Origin of the sequence: Tenacibaculum adriaticum (genome assembly GCF_008124875.1) — a bacterium.
In the GTDB taxonomy this organism is placed as follows: Bacteria; Bacteroidota; Bacteroidia; order Flavobacteriales; family Flavobacteriaceae; genus Polaribacter; species Polaribacter adriaticus.
Genome location: NZ_VNIA01000002.1, coordinates 761,945 through 782,602 on the forward strand (window position 1 = coordinate 761,945; position 20,658 = coordinate 782,602).

21 protein-coding genes are annotated in these 20,658 nt (G+C 31.3%); 5 read left to right on the plus strand and 16 right to left on the minus strand.

What is annotated here, in order from left to right:
* Positions 1–7 precede the first annotated feature (7 nt).
* From recN to C7447_RS08865, 8 genes are all read right to left on the minus strand, one after another.
* Positions 8–1,660: a DNA repair protein RecN gene (gene recN, locus C7447_RS08830; RefSeq protein WP_148870129.1), complete on the minus strand. Its 1,653-nt coding sequence runs from the start codon at positions 1,658–1,660 to the stop codon at positions 8–10.
* 89 nt (positions 1,661–1,749) lie between these two features.
* Positions 1,750–2,646 (minus strand): type IX secretion system protein PorD, encoded by an 897-nt coding sequence (gene porD / locus C7447_RS08835; RefSeq protein WP_148870130.1) that lies wholly within the window; start codon positions 2,644–2,646, stop codon positions 1,750–1,752.
* Positions 2,639–3,850, minus strand: coding sequence for a bifunctional phosphopantothenoylcysteine decarboxylase/phosphopantothenate--cysteine ligase CoaBC (coaBC, locus tag C7447_RS08840; protein WP_148870131.1), 1,212 nt, complete (start codon positions 3,848–3,850; stop codon positions 2,639–2,641). Before coaBC ends, porD begins: the two co-directional genes overlap by 8 nt.
* Complete coding sequence (locus C7447_RS08845) at positions 3,850–4,170, minus strand: DNA-directed RNA polymerase subunit omega (protein ID WP_148870132.1); 321 nt, start codon at positions 4,168–4,170, stop codon at positions 3,850–3,852. Before C7447_RS08845 ends, coaBC begins: the two co-directional genes overlap by 1 nt.
* Positions 4,171–4,172: 2 nt before the next feature.
* A complete protein-coding gene (locus C7447_RS08850) occupies positions 4,173–4,991 on the minus strand; it encodes an outer membrane protein assembly factor BamD (protein WP_246143049.1) in 819 nt (272 codons plus the stop codon).
* Between the two features lie 115 nt (positions 4,992–5,106).
* A complete protein-coding gene (locus C7447_RS08855; protein WP_148870134.1) occupies positions 5,107–5,619 on the minus strand; it encodes a ferritin in 513 nt (170 codons plus the stop codon).
* Between the two features lie 102 nt (positions 5,620–5,721).
* Entirely contained in the window at positions 5,722–6,597 is an 876-nt protein-coding gene (dapA, locus tag C7447_RS08860; RefSeq protein WP_148870135.1) for a 4-hydroxy-tetrahydrodipicolinate synthase, read from the minus strand.
* 91 nt (positions 6,598–6,688) lie between these two features.
* Positions 6,689–7,705: an esterase-like activity of phytase family protein gene (locus C7447_RS08865; protein WP_170245960.1), complete on the minus strand. Its 1,017-nt coding sequence runs from the start codon at positions 7,703–7,705 to the stop codon at positions 6,689–6,691.
* A 153-nt stretch (positions 7,706–7,858) separates the two neighbouring features.
* Between C7447_RS08865 and C7447_RS08870 the strand changes: the two genes are divergently transcribed.
* Positions 7,859–8,239 (plus strand): DoxX family membrane protein, encoded by a 381-nt coding sequence (locus tag C7447_RS08870; protein WP_148870137.1) that lies wholly within the window; start codon positions 7,859–7,861, stop codon positions 8,237–8,239.
* Here the strand turns inward: C7447_RS08870 and C7447_RS08875 are convergent.
* From C7447_RS08875 to C7447_RS08895, 5 genes are all read right to left on the minus strand, one after another.
* Positions 8,236–8,898, minus strand: coding sequence for a lysoplasmalogenase (locus tag C7447_RS08875; protein WP_148870138.1), 663 nt, complete (start codon positions 8,896–8,898; stop codon positions 8,236–8,238). The two genes, C7447_RS08870 and C7447_RS08875, sit on opposite strands and share 4 nt — an antisense overlap.
* Before the next feature lie 12 nt (positions 8,899–8,910).
* Positions 8,911–10,908 (minus strand): NAD-dependent DNA ligase LigA, encoded by a 1,998-nt coding sequence (gene ligA / locus C7447_RS08880; protein ID WP_148870139.1) that lies wholly within the window; start codon positions 10,906–10,908, stop codon positions 8,911–8,913.
* A complete protein-coding gene (locus C7447_RS08885; protein ID WP_148870140.1) occupies positions 10,909–11,490 on the minus strand; it encodes a hypothetical protein in 582 nt (193 codons plus the stop codon). It abuts the gene before it with no gap.
* A gap of 135 nt (positions 11,491–11,625) precedes the next feature.
* The gene (locus tag C7447_RS08890; RefSeq protein ID WP_148870141.1) at positions 11,626–13,068 is read right to left on the minus strand and encodes a glyceraldehyde-3-phosphate dehydrogenase; all 1,443 of its coding nucleotides are present in this window, start codon (positions 13,066–13,068) and stop codon (positions 11,626–11,628) included.
* Between the two features lie 141 nt (positions 13,069–13,209).
* On the minus strand, positions 13,210–14,589 hold the full coding sequence (locus C7447_RS08895; RefSeq protein WP_148870142.1) for a trypsin-like peptidase domain-containing protein: 1,380 nt from the start codon (positions 14,587–14,589) through the stop codon (positions 13,210–13,212).
* Between the two features lie 136 nt (positions 14,590–14,725).
* Between C7447_RS08895 and dapF the strand changes: the two genes are divergently transcribed.
* From dapF to C7447_RS08915, 4 genes are all read left to right on the plus strand, one after another.
* Complete coding sequence (gene dapF / locus C7447_RS08900) at positions 14,726–15,502, plus strand: diaminopimelate epimerase (RefSeq protein ID WP_148870143.1); 777 nt, start codon at positions 14,726–14,728, stop codon at positions 15,500–15,502.
* On the plus strand, positions 15,502–16,026 hold the full coding sequence (locus C7447_RS08905; protein ID WP_148870144.1) for a GNAT family N-acetyltransferase: 525 nt from the start codon (positions 15,502–15,504) through the stop codon (positions 16,024–16,026). Before dapF ends, C7447_RS08905 begins: the two co-directional genes overlap by 1 nt.
* Positions 16,019–17,044 (plus strand): endolytic transglycosylase MltG, encoded by a 1,026-nt coding sequence (mltG, locus tag C7447_RS08910; RefSeq protein WP_148870145.1) that lies wholly within the window; start codon positions 16,019–16,021, stop codon positions 17,042–17,044. The genes C7447_RS08905 and mltG overlap by 8 nt, the downstream gene beginning before the upstream one ends.
* 329 nt (positions 17,045–17,373) lie before the next feature.
* On the plus strand, positions 17,374–17,898 hold the full coding sequence (locus C7447_RS08915; protein WP_246143051.1) for a peptidoglycan-binding protein LysM: 525 nt from the start codon (positions 17,374–17,376) through the stop codon (positions 17,896–17,898).
* A 3-nt stretch (positions 17,899–17,901) separates the two neighbouring features.
* Here the strand turns inward: C7447_RS08915 and C7447_RS08920 are convergent, their stop codons facing one another.
* The 3 genes from C7447_RS08920 to dnaA are packed head-to-tail and all read right to left on the minus strand — an operon-like array spanning position 17,902 to position 20,493.
* Positions 17,902–18,606 carry an SAM-dependent methyltransferase gene (locus C7447_RS08920; RefSeq protein WP_148870147.1) on the minus strand — a complete coding sequence of 235 codons (705 nt, stop codon included), beginning with the start codon at positions 18,604–18,606 and terminating at the stop codon, positions 17,902–17,904.
* Between the two features lie 2 nt (positions 18,607–18,608).
* Positions 18,609–19,061 (minus strand): low molecular weight protein-tyrosine-phosphatase, encoded by a 453-nt coding sequence (locus tag C7447_RS08925; RefSeq protein ID WP_394343758.1) that lies wholly within the window; start codon positions 19,059–19,061, stop codon positions 18,609–18,611.
* A 7-nt stretch (positions 19,062–19,068) separates the two neighbouring features.
* A complete protein-coding gene (dnaA, locus tag C7447_RS08930) occupies positions 19,069–20,493 on the minus strand; it encodes a chromosomal replication initiator protein DnaA (protein WP_148870148.1) in 1,425 nt (474 codons plus the stop codon).
* Positions 20,494–20,658: the final 165 nt, after the last annotated feature.

A 20,658-nucleotide genomic window follows, 5' to 3' on the forward strand; every position in this document is an offset into this window, starting at 1 on the left:
TTACTATTTAGTTTAATAACTCTTTTGCATGTATAAGAGCACTTTCTGAAACATCTTTTCCACTTAACATTTCTGCAATTTCTACAATACGATCATCGTAACTTAGTAATTTTAAGTTAGATGCTGTTACTCCTTTAATTTCTTCTTTAAATACTTTATAATGCATATTTCCTTTCGAAGCAATTTGAGGTAAATGCGTAATGGTAATTACCTGCATATATTGACTCATTTCTTGCATTATTTTGGCAATTTTATTAGATACTTCTCCAGAAACTCCTGTGTCAATTTCATCAAAAATGATCGTTGGTAATTGAGTGTTTTCAGATAAAATCTTTTTAATAGACAACATTATTCTAGATAATTCTCCACCAGATGCTACCTTTTTCAATTCACCGAAGCTGCCTCCTTTGTTTGCTGAAAATAAAAATTCTAATTCATCTTTTCCGTTAGACAAATAGCTGTTTGTTGGTGTAATTTTAATAGAAAAACGTGCATTAGGCATTCCTAACTCCGAAAGTAAAAATTCTAATTTTTTATCTAAAGAAGGGATTGCTTTCTGTCTTGCATTCGTTATCATTGAAGAAACTTCATCTAACTTCTTAGCTACATCATCAATCTCTGCTTGTTTTTTATTAATGTTTTCTGATGCATTTTCAACTTGAACAACTTTGTCAGATAATTGCTCGTAAATATCCATTAATTCATTAATAGAACTTACTTGATGTTTCTTTTGAAGGTTATAAATAAGTTGCAATCGATCGTTTATTTCTTCTAACTCATTCGGATTAAATTCAACGTTTTCATTTGCATCTTCCAGTTCCGATACAATATCATCCAACTCTATTTTTATGCTAGAAATTCGATTCGATAAATCTTCGTATTCTTTAGAAAATGAGCTAATTTTCTGTAAGTTATTTTCCAACAAATGTAATAAAGACTGTGCACCAACTTCTTCATTAACTGCTGTAAGTAAGGCTTCAGATAAATTTAATTTAATATCTTCAATATTATTCAATTTATCTAATGTTTCTTCTAACGTTTCTTGTTCATCTATTTGTAACTTCGCTTCTTCTAATTCTTTAAATAAATGCAGATTATATTCATATTGTTGGTTTGCATTTTCTTGATTATTTTGAAGTTCTTTCAACTCTTTTTGTAAAGAATTATACTTTTTCACTCCTCTTTTATAGGAAGCTATTTTTTGTTGATTCTTTGCCAATGCATCAATTACCGAAAACTGAAAATCTGTATCCGACAATTGTAAGGTTTGATGTTGAGAATGAACATCCATCAACTTCGATTTTAATGCATTTAATGCACTTAAGGTAACTGGAGTATCGTTTATAAACGCTCTTGATTTCCCTGATGGTAAAATCTCTCTACGTATAATCGTTTTATCCTCATAATCTAAGTCATGATCTTTAAAGAAATCTTGTAGTCTGTAGTTTTCTACAAAAAATTGTGCTTCAACAATACATTTTTTATCAGTGTCTTTCAGCGAAGATAAATCAGCTCTATTCCCTAACACTAATCCTAAAGCACCAAGTAAAATAGATTTTCCTGCACCAGTTTCTCCCGTAATTATAGATAATCCGTTCGTAAAATCAATCGATAACTGATTGATTAACGCGTAGTTTTGTATAGATAAGTTTGTTAGCAAATTCTATTCTTTAAAAGAATAAAAGTAAGGATTTTGAATAAATTAAGGTAGAAATATTTTGATTTTCCTTTAGAAGAAAATATTTACGGTTACGCTTTAATTTTCTTCCATTTATCACTCAAGGTGGGTGATATTTTTTGCAGAACAGTTTTCAATTTTTCTTCTTCCCCTGTTCTTGTTCCGTCAGAAAAAACATTTACGATTTCATCAGATTTTGCATCTAAAAAAATGCGAATCATATGATTACCAACTGTAATATTAAATAATTGTTCTAAATTTAAAATACTATTTAAAATTTCTGTTTTACTTTCTTTTTCATTAACTGAGAACGTGTCGAATCCTTTTCTGTGATAGTTATAATAGATAGCTCGTAAAGCTGCAAATTTTGAAGACAGTAAACTATCAATCAATGAAAAACGATTCTGTTTCCCTATTTCATTTTGCCAACCTGCGCTTCCACTTTGTTGAGCTTGTAACATTACATTTTCTGCCTGTTTTAAATATTCTTGTCCGCCATTTAAAGCAAATGTATCGGCATCTACACCCAAAATTGTGTATATATAAAAAACAATACCAGAAACTAAATTACTATCAAAGCTATTTGGATTGTATATTAATGGATCAAACTCATTGTATTGAAAGTTAAAATTTGAATCGTTAATATTTAAAATTGGAGTCTCATAAGATGAATTAAAAACGGGACGTGTAGCTTGCACCTGAATACTTGCATTAAAATTATTTCCACTTTGTTCGTTTACGATAATTGTAAATGCACAATTAATTCGCTCTTGTGGTAAAAATTTTTTATTCGTCCATTTTGTTTGATTGATAAACTCTGTTAACGATTTTTGTAAAGTTGTGTAAACTTGTTTATTAGAGCTCTGAACCTTGTCTGCATTAATTGTTACAATAGCATTTAACTCTTCTTGTGCAACAACTGTAAACACAGAAAAAACGATTACAAAAAGGAGTAAAATCTTACGCATTAATTCGTTGGATAATTTCGTTTATAATATCTACTGAAACTTCTTTTTTAGATTTTAATTGAAATGATTTTTGATTAAAACCTTTATCAATAATAGTAATTTTATTTGTATCTCCTGCAAAACCGGCTCCTTTATCTTGAAGAGAGTTTAAAACAATTAGATCTAAATTTTTACTTTTTATCTTCTTTTTAGCGTTTTCTACTTCATTATTTGTTTCGAGTGCAAAACCTACTAAAAATTGATTTTTTTTAGCGTCTCCCAACGATTTTAAAATATCTTTCGTTGGTTCTAACTCTATTGTTAACGAAGTATCTTTCTTTTTTATTTTCTGATCAGCAACATTTTTTGGACGATAATCTGCCACCGCAGCAGATAAAATTGCAATATCTACATCCGCATAATATTTATGGCATGCTTCATACATATCTTGCGCTGATTTCACATCTATTCGATGAATTAAAGAATCTTTTACAGTTTGACTCGAAGGTCCTGAAACTAAAAATACCTCAGCACCTAGATTAGCTGCTGTTTTAGCTATTTCAAATCCCATCTTACCTGAAGAATGATTTCCTATAAAACGAACAGGGTCGATCGCTTCATAAGTAGGTCCCGCAGTCATTAAAATCTTCTTTCCTCGTAAAGGTAATTTCGAAGTGATATCTTTTTCTATAAAATCAACAATATCCTCAGGTTCTGCCATTCTTCCTTCACCAACCAATCCGCTAGCTAATTCACCTGAAGTTGCAGGTATCATTATATTTCCAAAACTTTGTAACTTTTCTAAACTTGTTTTTGTTGATGGATGTATATACATATCCAAATCCATTGCCGGAGCAAAATAAACTGGGCATTTAGCCGACAAATATGTTGCTAATAATAAATTATCGCAAGTACCATTGGTCATTTTAGAAAGTGTATTGGCTGTAGCTGGAGCAATAATCATTACATCTGCCCAAAGCCCTAAATCTACATGATTATTCCATAGTTCATTTTCATCTTCTTTATCATAAAAAGTAGAATGAACAGGATTTTTAGAAAGTGTAGATAGTGTAAGTGGAGTAATAAAATCTTTAGACGCAGGTGTCATAATAACTTTGACTTCTGCGCCTGATTTTATAAATAAACGGACTAAACTTGCCGTTTTATAAGCGGCGATTCCGGCTGTTATACCAAGTAATACTTTTTTCCCGCTTATTACAGACATTATTCTGCGTCTGGTGTTCTATAATAAACTTTATCGTTTAACCATTCTTCAATAGCTAACGCAGTTGGTTTAGGTAAACGTTCGTAGAATTTAGAAACTTCGATTTGTTCTTTGTTTTCGAAAACTTCTTCTAAGCTATCATTATACGTTGCAAACTCCTCTAATTTATCTACTAATTCTGTTTTTAAATCAGAATTAATTTGATCAGCTCTTTTTGCAATAATAGAAATCGCCTCATAAATATTGTTTGTTGGCGCTTCAATAGCTTCTTTATTATAAGTAATAGTACTTATTGCTGCATTCGTATCTTTATAGTCCATAATTAACTTTTAACTAATTGTAATTGCTCTTCCTCCTTTTGTAATGTTGCTAACATTTTATCAGAATCTTCCATAAACTTAGACTTAGGAAAGTTTCTTTTTAATTTCTCATATGCTTTAATAGCATCTTTAATACGTTGTTCTTTTCTACGTTTTGTACTTTTTAAAACATAATCATGTGCCGCTTTCAATCGGTAGTACAATGCTTCTTCTTTAAAAGATGTACCTAAATAGTCTTCTAATAAATTATCAAACGCTACAATAGCCGCTCGGTAATTTCTTGAGTCATAATCTGCTGTATGATAATAGGTTTTAGCTATTTCAAAAGATTTTTTTTCTAACTTATAACGTAGCTCTTTATAGTACTTATTTGCTTCATCCATTCTTGTTGAATTAGGATAAGCATCAATAAACGTTTGAAATGAGTTTAACGCTTTATCAGTATCTGTTGGGTCTAAACTAAAACGAGGACTTGCTTTATAATAACTTAAAGCTGACAAAAAATCTGCTTCCTCTTTTTTAGAACTTTTCGGATAATTCTGCGAAAAACGATCAAAATAATACCCTGCTAAACTATAATTTTTCTCATTAAAATTAGAATTTGCAACCATATATTGAATACGCTCCATTTGAGGTTTCCCTCTATATGATGGCGTAATTTTTTCAAACAAACGTAATGCTTTACTATACTTGTTTGCTTCGTACATCTTCACTGCCATTTTGTATTGATCTTCAGTAGTACCTCTGTTCAATACTTTTTGATATTCACCACAAGAGGTTAACACCAAAATTATAACAAATAAGCTCGCTAAATTTTTCATTTTTTGCATCTGGCAAAATTAGTAATTAAATATGGATTATTAAAACGATTTTACGCATCTAAAATTGCGCATCGCAATAAACCATAATTTCAAGAATTATTGTACTAAACGTTTGTTAAATTTGTTCTGCAGATTGGTTTCCAACTAATTGCTTCACATCATTATCGAACAAATACAATCCTCCTTTATCATCACCTATTAAATTGATTTTATCTAAGATATTTCTTGCCAATGCTTCTTCTTCTATTTGTTCTGCGACATACCACTGTAAAAAGTTATGTGTAGCATAATCTCTTTCTTCTAAAGTGATATGTACCAATTCATTAATCGATTCAGAAACCATTACTTCATGGTCAAATAAATTTTGAAACATATCTTTAAAAGAACCAAATTTGGCAGATGGAGCTTCTAAAGCAGGAACTGTTGCATGACCACCACGTTCGTTTACAAATTTTACTAATTTTAACATGTGCATTCTTTCTTCATCAGAATGTGCATACATAAACTGTGCAACACCCTCAAAACCTTGAACTTCTGCCCAAGATGCCATTGATAAATATACTTGTGAAGATTGCGCTTCTATTTTTATTTGATTGTTTAAAGCGCTTTCTATTTTTTTTGATACCATATCTCTCTCTTTTTACTTTTGTTTGACTTAACAAAGATGCTAAAAAAAGCCCATAATTAAATAATTATGAGCTTAGTTTTATTCAATTTTTGTTTAGACAAATTATAGATTGTCTATAAAATCTGATATTTCAGTTTGTAATTCTTCGGAAGCTTTTACTAGCGGCAAACGAACTTGATCTTGACAAATTCCCTTTTTTAATAGCATTGCTTTGATTCCTGCCGGATTTCCTTCTGCAAAAATTAAATCGATACTATCTGCAACTTTATAATGCAACTCGTAAGCTTCTTTTACTTTTCCTTGTAAACCTAACTGAATCATTTTTGAAAACTCTTTTGGCAATCCTTCTCCTATCACACTAATTACTCCTGCTCCTCCAGCTAACGTCATAGGCAATGCAATCATATCATCTCCCGAGATTACTAAAAATCCTTCTGGTACATTTTGAATAATTTTCATGGCTTGTACCATATCTCCTTTTGCTTCTTTAACAGCAATTATGTTATCAAAATCATTCGCCAAACGAACAATTACGTCTGTAGACATGTTTGAAGCTGTTCTACCCGGAACATTGTATAAAATAATTGGTTTATCAGTAGTTTCTGCTATGGTTTTAAAATGCTGATAAATTCCTTCCTGTGTTGGCTTATTATAATAAGGAGATACTGATAAAATTCCAGCAAAATCTGATAAATCAGTTGACTTAATTTCTTCTACCACAGCTGTAGTATTGTTTCCTCCAATACCAATTACTAATGGTAAGCGATCTTTATTAACCTCAATAATTTTAGCTTTAACAGCTTCTTTTTCTTCTTGGGTTAATGTTGCTGGTTCTCCAGTTGTACCTAAAACAACTAAGTAGTTTATACCATTTTCTATTTGGTAATTTACCAAACGCTCTAAACCCTCAAAATCTATAGTTTTATCTTCATTAAAAGGAGTTACCAATGCCACTCCTGTTCCTAAAAATTGTTGCATGTTTAATAATTTATCCTGCAAAATTAAAGTTTTATTTGGTATAAAGATTAGATTTTAAAAGAATACACAATTTTTTGTTGTGTGTTAAATTTTACTCGATAATTTCCAATAAAATGAGTTGATTTAACTGTTTTCCATACATCTGAAAATTATCATCAGACACCAATAATAAAGTTTGATTACCGTTAGATAATTTGGGACCTAAAGTAATTCCTTCTATATTATCAACAATACCGTCTGTTAGTTGATTTCTAACATCATTGAAATTTAGTAACAATTCTTTTTTAACAAGAATAAATTTTATATTTTTAAGTGAAGAAGATTCTAACGTATTGGTCGTTTTTTTTTCTAAAGTAGCTTTGTAAATTTTAATGGTATTTCCATAACTTCCATAATTGTTTTGATACGCTCTTTCTACGACAAAAAACTGATTCTTTGCATACTCTAAAATAGCTGTAACTCCATTTAGATTAACATCTCCTTTTGGTGGATTGCCAATACTGTCTAACTGATACGCAAATTGCTTTTCTGCCTTAGCTGTACTAGTGCTAAAATATGTGATTCTAATTGGTGAATTCGTTTTAGTAAATGTTGCTTCTTCTCCGTCGGATTCTAAAACGCCTTCCATTCCAACCCAAAAACCTTTATTATCAAAGCTTTTTGAAGAACTTTCAAAAGTTGCATTGTGTTTCGGTTTTGATGTTGAATTAGCATTGAAATATTCTGGAATTTCATAATTCATCACAAAATTACCTTGTAAATTCGTTTTAAAAACGGATGGATTTTTACCTTTATAAATAGATCCTTCAGAAACAAAATTGAATTGCTTATTCTCTTTATCAAAAAGAATCGATTCTAAATCTAAGCTGTTTTGTTTATAGAATTCAGATGAGTCTTTTAGATATATAACATCTATAAAATCAACAGAATTTATCGTGTCTTTTTTCAGGTTTATTCTTACTTTAAAAACTCTTGGATCTTTAGAGTCATCTACTACGAAATAGTAATTTTCACCATCAAAATCTACTCCTGACAAACCTCCTACAAAAGAGTTTTTAAACTGTAAAGAATCCTCTACAACATATTCATCAACAAATTTTAACTTCATTTTTTTAGGCTGATTACTCTTACAACCTACTAAACTAAGAAGAAACACTACACACAAAAAAAATACTCTCATTTTAAATTTTTTCTAATTTTTACAGAGGTGTAAGTTAGCCAACTTTGATCGTCTAAACCTAAGAATCAACTTTAAGTTATTATGAAAAAATACGTGCCTATTATTTTAAAATTAGTTGCTGCATCTATAATGCTACAAACCTTATTGTTTAAATTTACAGGCGCTCAAGAAAGCGTTCATTTATTCACCAAAATTGCGGGCGAAAATGAAGCTTTTTTGCGTATTGGAACTGGAATTATAGAGCTTATTGCTTCTGTTTTACTATTTGTTCCTAAAAAAACTTGGTTAGGAGCTTACCTAACCATCGGTTTAATGAGCGGTGCTATCTTATCGCATTTAACAAAAATTGGTATTGTACACAATAACGATGGAGGAACCTTATTTATTATGGCTGTCATCACACTTATTTCTGCAATTGTTTTGTTATACATAAACCGTAAAAACATTCCTTTTTTTAATTAGCTTTTTTCAGATTTAGCGACCATTGCTTTACATATTAAATATTGAGCGGCTATATATGTTACCATAATTATAACTCCATAAATTTCTTTTGGTTCATAAAATCTATTAATCGCTATTAAACTATCAGAAGTAATAAATATAACAGCTCCTAAAAAAAGCCACAGATTTGCGGTTGATTTGTGACTAATATAATTTAACAACGTAACCGCACCGAAAGATGAAATAGTAATTCCGTAAACTGTTACTGGAATTAACATGTCTCCTAAATTATCATTAATTAGCAATAATAATGCTAATAAGTAAACTACAAACGGAGCTGATGCTACTGCCACTTTAGCAAAAGACTCTTTTTTAAGGAAATTTGTAGTAATTTTTATGTATAAGATATGTGCAAATAAAAACGAAGCTAGACCGAAAACAAAGAAATCGTCTTTGAATAACAAGAAAACATCTCCCCAAAACGAAAAGAAAAGTGCTGATAAAAACCAAAAACTTGGTTTTTTAACCGAAAATAGATACACAACCGCTAAAACCGTCATCAATAAAGGTTTAAAAATCATTTCTAATGGTTGACTATTAACAGCTACCGCGTAAACTTCTATTGCTGAAACTATTAAAAAAAGGATTGAGGCGATTAAAATTTTGGTTTGTTTAGTCATAGTTTGAGTTAGTTAATTTATCATATTTATAAAATCTTGTTCAGATATAATTTCAATCCCTAAATCTTGTGCTTTTGTTAATTTACTTGGCCCCATGTTATCACCTGCAACAATAAACGAGGTTTTTTTAGATATTGAGCTACTTACTTTACCTCCGTTATCTTCGATTGCTTTCTTCAATTCATTTCTGTTCATTTGATGAAAAACACCAGAAACTACAAATACTTTTCCTGCTAATGTCTCCGATTGATTTGCTTGTTCTTCAGCGGAAATTTCTAATTGAACTCCGTAAGATTTCAACCTATTAATGAGTTGAATGTTTTCTAAATCGTTCGAAAAATTGATAATACTTTGTGCAATTCTATCTCCAATTTCATCAACAGCAATTAATTCTTCAAAAGAAGCATTCATCAAATTATCCATAGATTTAAAATGTTTTGCTAATTTTTTAGCAACCGTTTCTCCTACAAATCGAATTCCTAAAGCAAACAATACTTTCTCAAATGGAACTTCTTTCGATTTTTCAATACCTTCAATAATGTTTTGTGCTGATTTTTCCGCCATTCTTTCCAACGGAATAATCTGTTCTACTTTTAAATCGTATAAATCAGCATAATTCTCAATTAAGCCTTCTTTGCGCAACAAATCAACAGTTTCCCCTCCTAAACCTTCAATATCCATCGCTTTTCTACTGATATAATGCTGAATTCTACCTGTAATTTGTGGTGCGCAGCCAAACTCATTTGGGCAATAATGCTTTGCATCTCCTTCCTTCCTAACTAATTCTGTATGACATTCCGGACAATGAGTTGCATATTGCGTAGGTCTTGAATCTGCTGGTCTTTTGGTAAAATCTACTCCAATTATTTTAGGAATAATCTCTCCTCCTTTTTCCACAAAAACAGTATCATTTATGCGAATATCTAATTTTTCAATTTGATCTGCATTATGTAACGAAGCTCGCTTTACAATGGTTCCCGCTAACTGAACAGGTTCTAAATTAGCTACTGGAGTTATTGCTCCTGTTCTACCAACTTGATAGGTAATTTCGTGTAAAACCGTAGAAACTTGTTCTGCTTTAAACTTATAGGCAATCGCCCAACGCGGAGCTTTCGCTGTATATCCTAACTCTTCTTGTTGCTGTAAATTATTCACTTTTACTACCACTCCGTCAGTTTCGTATGGTAAACTATGACGATGATGATCCCAATATTCTAAAAACTCAAAAACCTCTTCTAAAGTTTTACACGTTTTTAAATTATCGGGCACTTTAAACCCTGATTTTCTTGCGTTTTCTAAACTTTCTGTATGAGTTTTATATTTTCTACTGTCTGAAACCAAATGATACAACAAACAATCTAACGGGCGCTTTGCAACCTCAGCACTGTCTTGTAACTTTAAACTTCCACTGGCTGTATTTCTAGGATTTCGATACGGTTCTTCTCCGTTAACAATCCTTTCTTCGTTCATTTTATTGAAACCATCTAAAGGCAAAATAATTTCTCCTCGGATTTCAAAGTCAGATACAAAATCTCCATTAGACACTAATGGAATCGATTTAATCGTTCTAATATTTGCAGTAACATCATCACCTTGAAAACCATCTCCTCTTGTTACGGCTTTTACTAATTGCCCATTTTCAAAAGTTAAATTGATAGAAGCTCCGTCGTACTTTAACTCACATGAATATTCAATATCTTCTGTACCCAACATTTTTTGAATTCGCTTTTCCCAATCCAACAAATCTTCTTTTGAATAAGAATTATCTAATGAATACATTCGGTTTTTATGCGTAGCTGTTTCAAACTTTTTAGTCACCTCTCCTCCAACTCTTTGCGTTGGTGAATTCGGATCGTAAAATTCTGGATTTTTATCTTCTAACTCTTGTAATTCTCTAAGCTTGATATCAAACTCATAATCTGAAATGGTAGGTTTATCTAACACATAATAATTATAATTGTGTTGATGTAACTCTTCTCTTAAGCTCTGTATTTTTTGTTGGGTAGTCATTTATCTCTTTACTTTTCCTGTAAACACACTCACACCTTTTGGAAACGGGTTTCCGGAAGAACGACGAAATGAAGCAATTTGACCTGCATGCCAAATCGCATCAGCAATAGGTCCGTTAATTGCATTCCAAAACGGAAATTCTGAAGTGCTTTCTCCTCTCTTAAAAACGATTTTGAACTGTGAAATATCATCACTCTTTTTTAAAATATCACTTGCTGCTTTTAAATTTTCTAACGTTTTTTTGCGTTTATCAGCAAACGGCATTTTTGAAAAATCAAAAGTTCCACTCTCTACATTTAATGTTGCATTTACAACTACTTGCGATAAGTTTAAAATATGATCAATCGTTTCTTCTGTCGTTCTTACTTCTGCATTCGGACGAAATTGTAGATCTTTTTCAGTTAATCCTTCCGTTGCCCAATAATACCGAAATCCTAACCCATCAACCATTCTACTCATTACACTACCAGCTGTATATTCATTTGAAGCTTCAGGAATTTCATAATATGGTAATTGTTTATTTTGTGCGTTACTTTTTATCATCAGAAATAAAAATATAAAAGAAAGTATTAGTCTTTTCATCAAATTGAAATTTTGGCTAATTTAAGGAAAGTTTTAAGGTCTCGACTTGGCACTTACTTACATTTTTCAACAAAAAAACCCGAAACAAATTGTTTCGGGTTTTCATATTAATTTTTTAAAGCTTTAAACAATCTACTAATAATAAGTATAACGACGAACTTTAGCTATATGTTTTGCTAAACGCATTACTTGATGAGAGTATCCGTATTCGTTATCATACCAAACGTAAATTACAATTGTATCTCCGTCTGTAATAGTTGCTTTACTATCAAAAATTGATGGTGCTGTAGTTCCTACAATATCTGAAGAAACTAATTCGTTATTTAACGAATATTGAATTTGCTCTACTAAATCCCCTTCTAAAGCATATTGCTTCATAATGGCATTAATTGCTTCTGTAGTAGTTTCCGAATTTAACTGCAAATTTAAAATTGCTAAAGAACCATTAGGAACAGGAACACGGATCGCATTTGAAGTTAATTTACCTTCTAATGCTGGTAATGCTTTGGATACTGCTTTGCCTGCACCTGTTTCTGTAATTACCATGTTTAAAGCAGCTGCTCTACCTCTACGATATTTACTATGCATATTGTCTACCAAATTTTGGTCATTCGTATACGCATGAATCGTTTCTAAGTGTCCTTTTTTAATTCCGAAGTTATCTTCTATAACTTTTAAAACAGGTGTAATAGCATTTGTTGTACAAGATGCTGCTGAAAAAATATCTATTTTATCAGGATCATTTTCTAAATGATTAACTCCGTGCACGATGTTTGGAATTCCTTTTCCTGGCGCAGTTAACAATACTTTGCTAGCTCCTTTAGCTTTTAAGTGTCGACTTAATGCTTCTTTATCTTTAAAAGCACCTGTGTTGTCGATAATTAATGCATCATTAATTCCATATTGAGTATAATCAATATCTTCTGGAGCATTAGCAGAAATCATTCTTACAGTTGTACCGTTAATAATTAACGCATCGTTTTCTGCATCTACTTCTACAGTTCCTAAAAAATCACCGTGTACTGAATCTATGCTTAATAATGAAGCTCTTTTTTCTAAAACAGTTTGATCTATCTTTCCTCGAGTAACCACAGCTCTTAATCTTAATTGAGAACCTTTACCCATTTTAGTCATTAATTCACGTGCTAACAAACGACCGATACGACCAAAGCCATACAAAACAACATCTTTTGGTTGAATTTCATTTGCTTTAGTTGCATCTTTTAATTGATTTTTAACGAAACTAACTTTGTCTTCGCATTTTTCTCCTTGTAAATAACACTCATAAGCTAATTTTCCGATATCTAATTTTGATGGTGGTAAATTAATAGATTGAATTGCTTTTGCTATTTCTAATGCATCGTTGATTGAAATTGGCTTTGCTACAAATCTTCCAGCATAGTTAATTAAATTTAAAACTTCGCTTGCTCTTTTATCTATTAAAGGATTTCTAAATAAAACTAATTCGATCGATTTATCGTACCATAAATCGTTAACGATATTAATAAATTCTGTAGTTGCTCTTCTAACCTGGGCTTGATTTACAACTTCTTTTTCGTAATTTGTTATTGTTGACATAGTTGTGTTGAACTAATTAAAAAAAATTTTTGCAAAAGTATTAATTTCAATCGATTTCGTAAGTTTTTTTTGAAAAAGAAAAACTCGATTTTAAAAAATTAAAATCGAGTTTAAAATAACTAAATATTTTTATTTTTTTAATTAAAAGCGATAACGTTCTATTTCTCCTTTTGGACTAATTAATTCTAAATACAATTGTTGATTTCCATCATAATTATCTAAAATTTTAACCGCTTCAGAAGCTCGTTCAACTACTTTCCCGTTAATTTTAGATATAACATAACCAGCTCCTACTTTATAATATAAAAAAGCTTTGTTAGTCGTTGATACTATTTTAACTCCACCCTCTATATTTGCTTTTTTTCTTTCCTTTTTTGTTAAATCCTTTAACTGAACTCCAAATGATTGAGAAGTAAACACACTCTTCTTACCAAGTTTAACTGTTTTTATTAAATCTGTTCCATCTCTCAAAACAGTCAAAGCTACACTTTCTCCAGGTCTTTTAGCTGACAACTGTCCTTTCAAATCAGAAAACTTACCAATGGTTACATTATTAACTTTCTTAATAATATCACCCGATTGTAAACCAGCCTTTTCAGCTCCTCCATCTTCAGTTACTCTCGCTATTTTAACTCCTTCTATATCATCTTCATTTGCCGAATACTCTATACCTATTAAAGCTTCCTGCACATCCCCAAACTCTAAAATATCATCAATTATTTTCTTTGTAATATTAGATGGAACTGCAAAGGAATACCCAATAAAAGAACCTGTTTTAGAGGTAATTGCTGTATTAATCCCTACCAACTCACCACGTGTGTTCACTAAAGCTCCTCCACTATTCCCTGGATTTACGGCAGCGTCTGTTTGTATAAACGCATCAACCTTTGCGTTTCCATCTAAATCACGACCTTTTGCACTAATAATACCCGCCGTTACCGTAGATGTTAAATTGTAAGGGTTCCCAACTGCTAATACCCATTCACCTATTTTTGCATTATCAGAATTTCCGAAAGGTATATAAGGCAGTTCATAATCTACATCGACCTTTAACAATGCTATATCTGTAGTCTTGTCTGTTCCTATTAAAGTAGCGATTACCTTCTTTCTGTTATTTAAAGTTATCTCTATCTCATTTGCATCATCAATTACATGGTTGTTTGTTACAATATATCCATCCGAAGAGATAATAACTCCGCTTCCTGTTCCAACCTGTTGTTGCTTTCTTGCTCCACTTCCGTTACCAAAAAAATAATCATACGGATTATAAATCGTTTTAATAGCTGTATTTTTAACATGTACTACGGCATGCACTGTACTTTCTGCAGCTTTTGTAAAATCGGTAGGTGCAGATGATGAATTGATAATAGCAGGCGTATATCCTGCTTTTATTGTTTGCAATGTGGGTTCAACCGTTTGCTCTAAAACAACTGGTGGTTTTTCAAATGCTAATTTGTAGCCTCCAAGCGCGATTGCGCCTCCCAAAAACGCTACTCCTAAAATTTCTAATAATTTCTTCATGTGCTTGTAAAAATTTTGTTATTTCAAAGATACCTTTTTAACATTTTCGACAAATGTGTTTAACTAGATTTTAACGCATTTTAACCGCTATTTAACACTCCTTTTTTCTTAATGAAATATGTATCTTTGCGCCTATATGAATTTGACATTTTATAAATATCAAGGCACAGGCAACGACTTTATCATAGTCGATAATACATCAAAAACCTTTCCAAAAAGTAACGTAAATATTATAAAAAAATTATGTGATCGTCACTTCGGAATTGGAGCTGATGGATTAATTCTACTTGAAGAAGATAAAACCTCCGATTTTAGAATGATCTATTACAATGCCGATGGTAATGAAAGTACCATGTGTGGTAATGGCGGACGCTGTATAGTTGCCTTTGCTCATAAGTTAAGTTTATTTAAAAATAAAACTTCTTTTATAGCTGTTGACGGGTTACATCATGCTTCAATTAACGGAAATATTGTTTCCTTACAAATGATTGATGTCGATACTATTAAAGTTGAAAATAATCATATTTTTACTGACACCGGATCTCCTCATCATGTTGAGTTAGTTAAAAACATTGCTAATTTTGATGTTTTTAACTACGGAAGAAAAATTAGAAACGAAGTTTACGGAACCGAAGGAAGTAATGTAAACTTTGTAGAACAAATTAATGATAAAACTTTTAGACTTCGCACATACGAACGTGGTGTTGAAGACGAAACGCTAGCTTGTGGTACAGGTGCTACCGCTGTAGCAATCGCGATGCACAAAACAAATAAAACCTTTGAGAAAAAGATTGATTTACTAGTAGAAGGCGGACAATTATCTGTTTCTTTTGATGTTGATAACAATAGTTATAAAAATATACATTTAATTGGCCCTGCTGAATTTATTTTTAGTGGAACTATAGAAATTTAATGCAAACACTTAAAGGAAAACATATTATTTTACGAGCGCTCGAACCTGAAGATCTACAGTTTTTATTCGATACAGAAAACAATGAAAACTTTTGGGAAGTAAGCCACACAAAAACACCATTTTCTAAGTTTATATTAAAGCAATATCTAGAAAATGCTCATTTAGATATTTACGAAGTAAAACAATTACGTTTAGTTATTGAAGATATTAATTCTTTCCATCAGATAGGAATGATCGATTTGTTTGATTTTAATCCGCAACATAAAAGAGTGGGGCTTGGTATTTTGATTAGTGAAGAACATCAACAAAAAGGATATGCTTCTGAAGCTTTAAAATTACTTACAAACTATTGCTTTTCTCATTTGCAAGTGCATCAATTATATGCTAATATCACAGCAGACAATACGAAAAGCTTAGCGCTTTTTAGAAAACATAATTTCAAACAAGTTGGCATAAAAAAAGATTGGATTTTTAGCCACGGAATCTATAAAGACGAAATTTTATTTCAATTGATAAATGAATAACAAAGTTAAATACGGAATTATTGGTTTTTTGCTAATCGCAGGAACCATCACTTTTAATTATTATCAAAAAGTATTTGGAAAAGCGGTTACTAAAGACGCTAAAATCTTCATCTCTTCAAACGCTAACATAGAAGATGTAAAAGAAACCCTTTCACCATTTATAAAGAAACCTGAAAACTTTACTTGGGTTGCCAACAAAAAGAAATTTACCAAACCTAAAGGCGGTATGTACGTTCTTAAAGAAGGAATGAACATGAATGCTCTGGTAAATATGTTACGAATAGGTAATCAAACCCCTATAAAAATATCTTTTAACAATCAAGATACGCTTGAAAAACTAGCTGGTAGAATTTCAGAACAGATAGAAGCTGATAGTTTAACATTGCTATTAACGATGAAAGACTCTTCTTTTTTAGCGGAAAATAATTTTACAGAAAAATCTGTTTTAGGTATGTACTTACCGAATCAGTATGAAGTGTATTGGAACACTTCTCCTGAAACTTTTAGAAATAAAATGCTAAACTATTATACTTCATTTTGGAATAAAAATAGACAAGAGAAAGCTAAAAAACTTAACCTTACTCCAACTCAAGTATTAACTCTTGCATCCATCGTTCAAAAAGAGACTGCTCAAACATCTGAAAGACCAATTGTAGCTGGCTTGTATTTAAATCGTTACAAAAACGGTTGGCCACTTCAAGCAGATCCTACAGTTATTTTTTGTTTAAAAGAAATACATGGGCATGATACGGTTATAAAACGGGTTTTAAACAAAGATTTAAGTATAAATTCACCATATAACACTTATAAAAATACAGGTTTACCTCCTACCTTAATTGCAATGCCAGATATTTCGGCTATTGATGCTGTATTAAATCCTGCACAACACAATTATTATTACATGTGCGCTAGTATAGAAAATATTGGATACCACGATTTTGCGAAAAGCTTATCTGAACATAATCGTAATGCTATAAAATACCAAAGATGGATTAACAAACAAGGAATAAATAGATAAACACCCTTTTATTAACAGCTTTTCCCTGTAAGAAAAGGTCATTTATCACTGATTTTAAACCATTTACACAATTTTTTGTTAATTTTTTATGCTATTTTATTTACATTAAATTAACCTAAAATTATTTTTAAAGCTATTTTAATGTAAATAATTCATTTATTTCACTTATTCAATGTATTATCAATAATTAAAAACGATTATTTCTTGATATATTAGCAAATAAACCTTTAATTTTTTTACCTATATCTTTGCATCGCTAAACAGAAAGTAAAAAAACTATCAGAAAATTAGGACTTATTTTAGGATTTATTATCCTTACAAGTTTTACAATTCATCCGAAAGAAAAAGTAGTTATTAAACGAAATTCTGTAAAAAGCAATATAAAAATTGCAATCCCTTTTTTACAAAAAGATTTCATTGGTTTTAAAGAAGCAATCGCTTTTAAAGAATCTCAAGGAAATTACCGAATTGTAAATGAGTTAGGATATTTAGGCAAATACCAATTTGGAAGAACCACATTGCGTCGCTTTAATATTTACGATACACAAAATTTCTTAGAAACACCCGAGCTACAAGAAAGAGCTTTTGTTGCTTTATGTGAGGTTAATAAATGGATTTTGCGTAGAGATATTAAACGTTTTACAGGGAGATATATAAACGGTATTAAAATTACAGAATCAGGAATTTTAGCCGCAGCACATTTAGCTGGTGCAGGAAATGTAAAAAAACATTTACGCTCTTATGGTAAATTTCAATTTAACGATGCCTTTGGAACTTCAATTGATTCTTACATGAAAAAATTTGCGGGCTATGATGTTTCAAACATTATAGGACACAAGAAAGCTACGGTTTAATCATTACGATTGAATTATAAAAATAGCGGGTCTTTTATGTAAATCAGTTTTAACGTTTTTCCACTCTTTAACGGTTAACGTTTTAATATATTCGGAAGGAAGTGTTATGTCACAAGCAATACAAAGTCTGGTATTCGGTTGTAATGTAGAGCGCAAATCATCTAACATTTTTTCATTTCTATAAGGGGTTTCAATGAAAATTTGAGATTGATTTTTCTCTTTAGACAATCGCTCTAAGTCTTTGATTGTCTTTTTTCTAGTAGCTTTATCAATGGGTAAATAGCCATTAAAAGTAAAGCTTTGACCGTTCATTCCGGATGCCATTATAGCCATTAAAATTGATGAAGGCCCTACTAAAGGAACTACCTGAATTCCTTTTTCATGTGCTAATTTTACAATAGTTGCTCCTGGATCTGCTACAGCTGGTACTCCAGCATCTGATAACAATCCAACAGAAATCCCTTTTTCACAAATATCTAAGTAATTACGTGTTTCAAGTTCGTCAGAGTACTTATCTAACAACATAAATTCTAACGAAGGTTGCGATTTATTAGGTGTTATTTTTTTAATAAATCGACGGGCAGTTTTTTCATTCTCAACTATAAAATAATCTAGCTGTTCCACTACTTTTCTAACCGATAAAGGCATGACTTCTAATGGCTCTGTATCTCCTAAAGTAGTTGGTATTAAATATAGTTTTCCGATCATTTCTAATTTAATTTTGAAGCAATGAGTTCGCAAGCCTCCTCTAACATTTTGTAAACATTCTCAAAACCTTGATCTCCTCCATGGTAAGGATCAGGAACGTTTTTATCTTCATTAGATAATTCATCTAATATTAATTTAACCTTTTTTGCTTCTTCTTTATTTCTAGACAATTGAATAATATCTTCAAAGTTACTCTCATCCATCGCGTATATAACATCAAACATATCAAAATCAGTAGCTAAAAACTTACGAGAACGCTGACTCGTAATATCAATACCGTATTTTTTTGCTGTTTGAATAGATCTTGGGTCTGGTAAATTTCCCTCATGATAACCTGAAGTACCAGCAGAATCAACATAAACACGGTCAGTATGTACTTTTGACTCTAAAATACCCTGAGCTAGCGGAGAACGACAAATATTTCCCAAGCAAACCATCAGTATTTTCATTTTGATTATTCTGTTAGAAAGTTAACTTCTTTGTTAAATCTTCAACATATTTCTTAAACTGCTTATCTGTTTCAGTGAGATTATCAACAGTTTTACAGGCATGTAAAACGGTAGCGTGATCTCGTTGACCGATTTGACTTCCTATACTTGCCAAAGAAGATTTAGTCATACGTTTTGCAAAAAACATAGCTAACTGACGTGCTTGTACAACATGTCTTTTTCTAGTTTTAGACTGAAGAGTAGCAACATCCATATCAAAATATTTTGAAACTACTTTTTGAATATAATCAATCGAAACTTCTTTTTTCGTGTTCTTTACAAACTTATCTACAATTTGTCTCGCCAACTCTAATGTAAACTCTTTTCTGTTAAAAGAAGCCTGCGCGATCATGGATATAATAACACCTTCCAATTCACGAATGTTAGATTTGATATTTTTAGCGATATACTCAACAATATCTTCTGGCATATCAACCCCATCCCTAAATAATTTATTCTGAAGTATAGAAATTCGAGTTTCATAATCAGGAGTTTGCAACTCAGCAGACAATCCCCATTTAAAACGAGATAATAGACGTTGTTCAATGTCTTGCATATCAACTGGCGCTTTATCCGAAGTTAAAATTACCTGTTTCCCATTTTGATGTAAATGATTAAATATATGGAAAAAAACATCTTGTGTTCCTGCCTTACCTGATAAAAACTGCACATCATCAATCAACAATACATCAATCATTTGATAAAAATGAATAAAATCATTACGAGTATTCGACTTTACAGAATCTATAAATTGTTGTGTGAATTTTTCAGATGAAATATATAACACCGTTTTATCTGGATATTTATCTTTAATTTCTACCCCAATTGCGTGTGCTAAATGTGTTTTACCAAGTCCCACTCCTCCATAAATTAATAACGGATTGAATGAAGTTCCTCCTGGTTTGTTAGCTACCGCCATACCTGCAGAACGCGCTAAACGGTTAGCATCTCCTTCAACAAAATTATTAAAATTATAATTTGGATTTAATTGCGATTCGATCTTAACCTTCTGTAGGCCAGGTATTACAAATGGATTTTTCAATTCCCGCTTAGACTCAATAGGAACCGTAACCTTTTGTGGTTTTAATGGGTTTCTGTTCGAACTTGGAATTTTTACTGTTTGTGGACTATTACTACTATACGTATTTTCCATACGTACATCGTAAATTAGCTTTGCTTGATCACCCAATTCTCTAACCAAAGCAACACGTAATAATTTTATGTAGTGCTCTTCCAACCACTCATAAAAAAACTTGCTAGGAACTTGTATAGTCAATGCTTCACCTGATAGTTTTACCGGTTTGATTGGTTCAAACCAAGTTTTGTAAGCTTGAGGCTTGATATTGTCTTTGATAAAAGACAAGCATTGTATCCATACTGATTCAGCAGTTCTATCCATTTGTGTTTCTCAGATGATTAATTTTTAGTTAAAAATAGCAATAAAAAAATGGAATTTGGAAGGTTCCATTATGTTATTGAACGGGCGAACAAAAGTGTGAATAATTTTCATTAAAAAAAAATGAAACCACTATTGATTTTTAATTATTTTTTATGTAAGATTCGA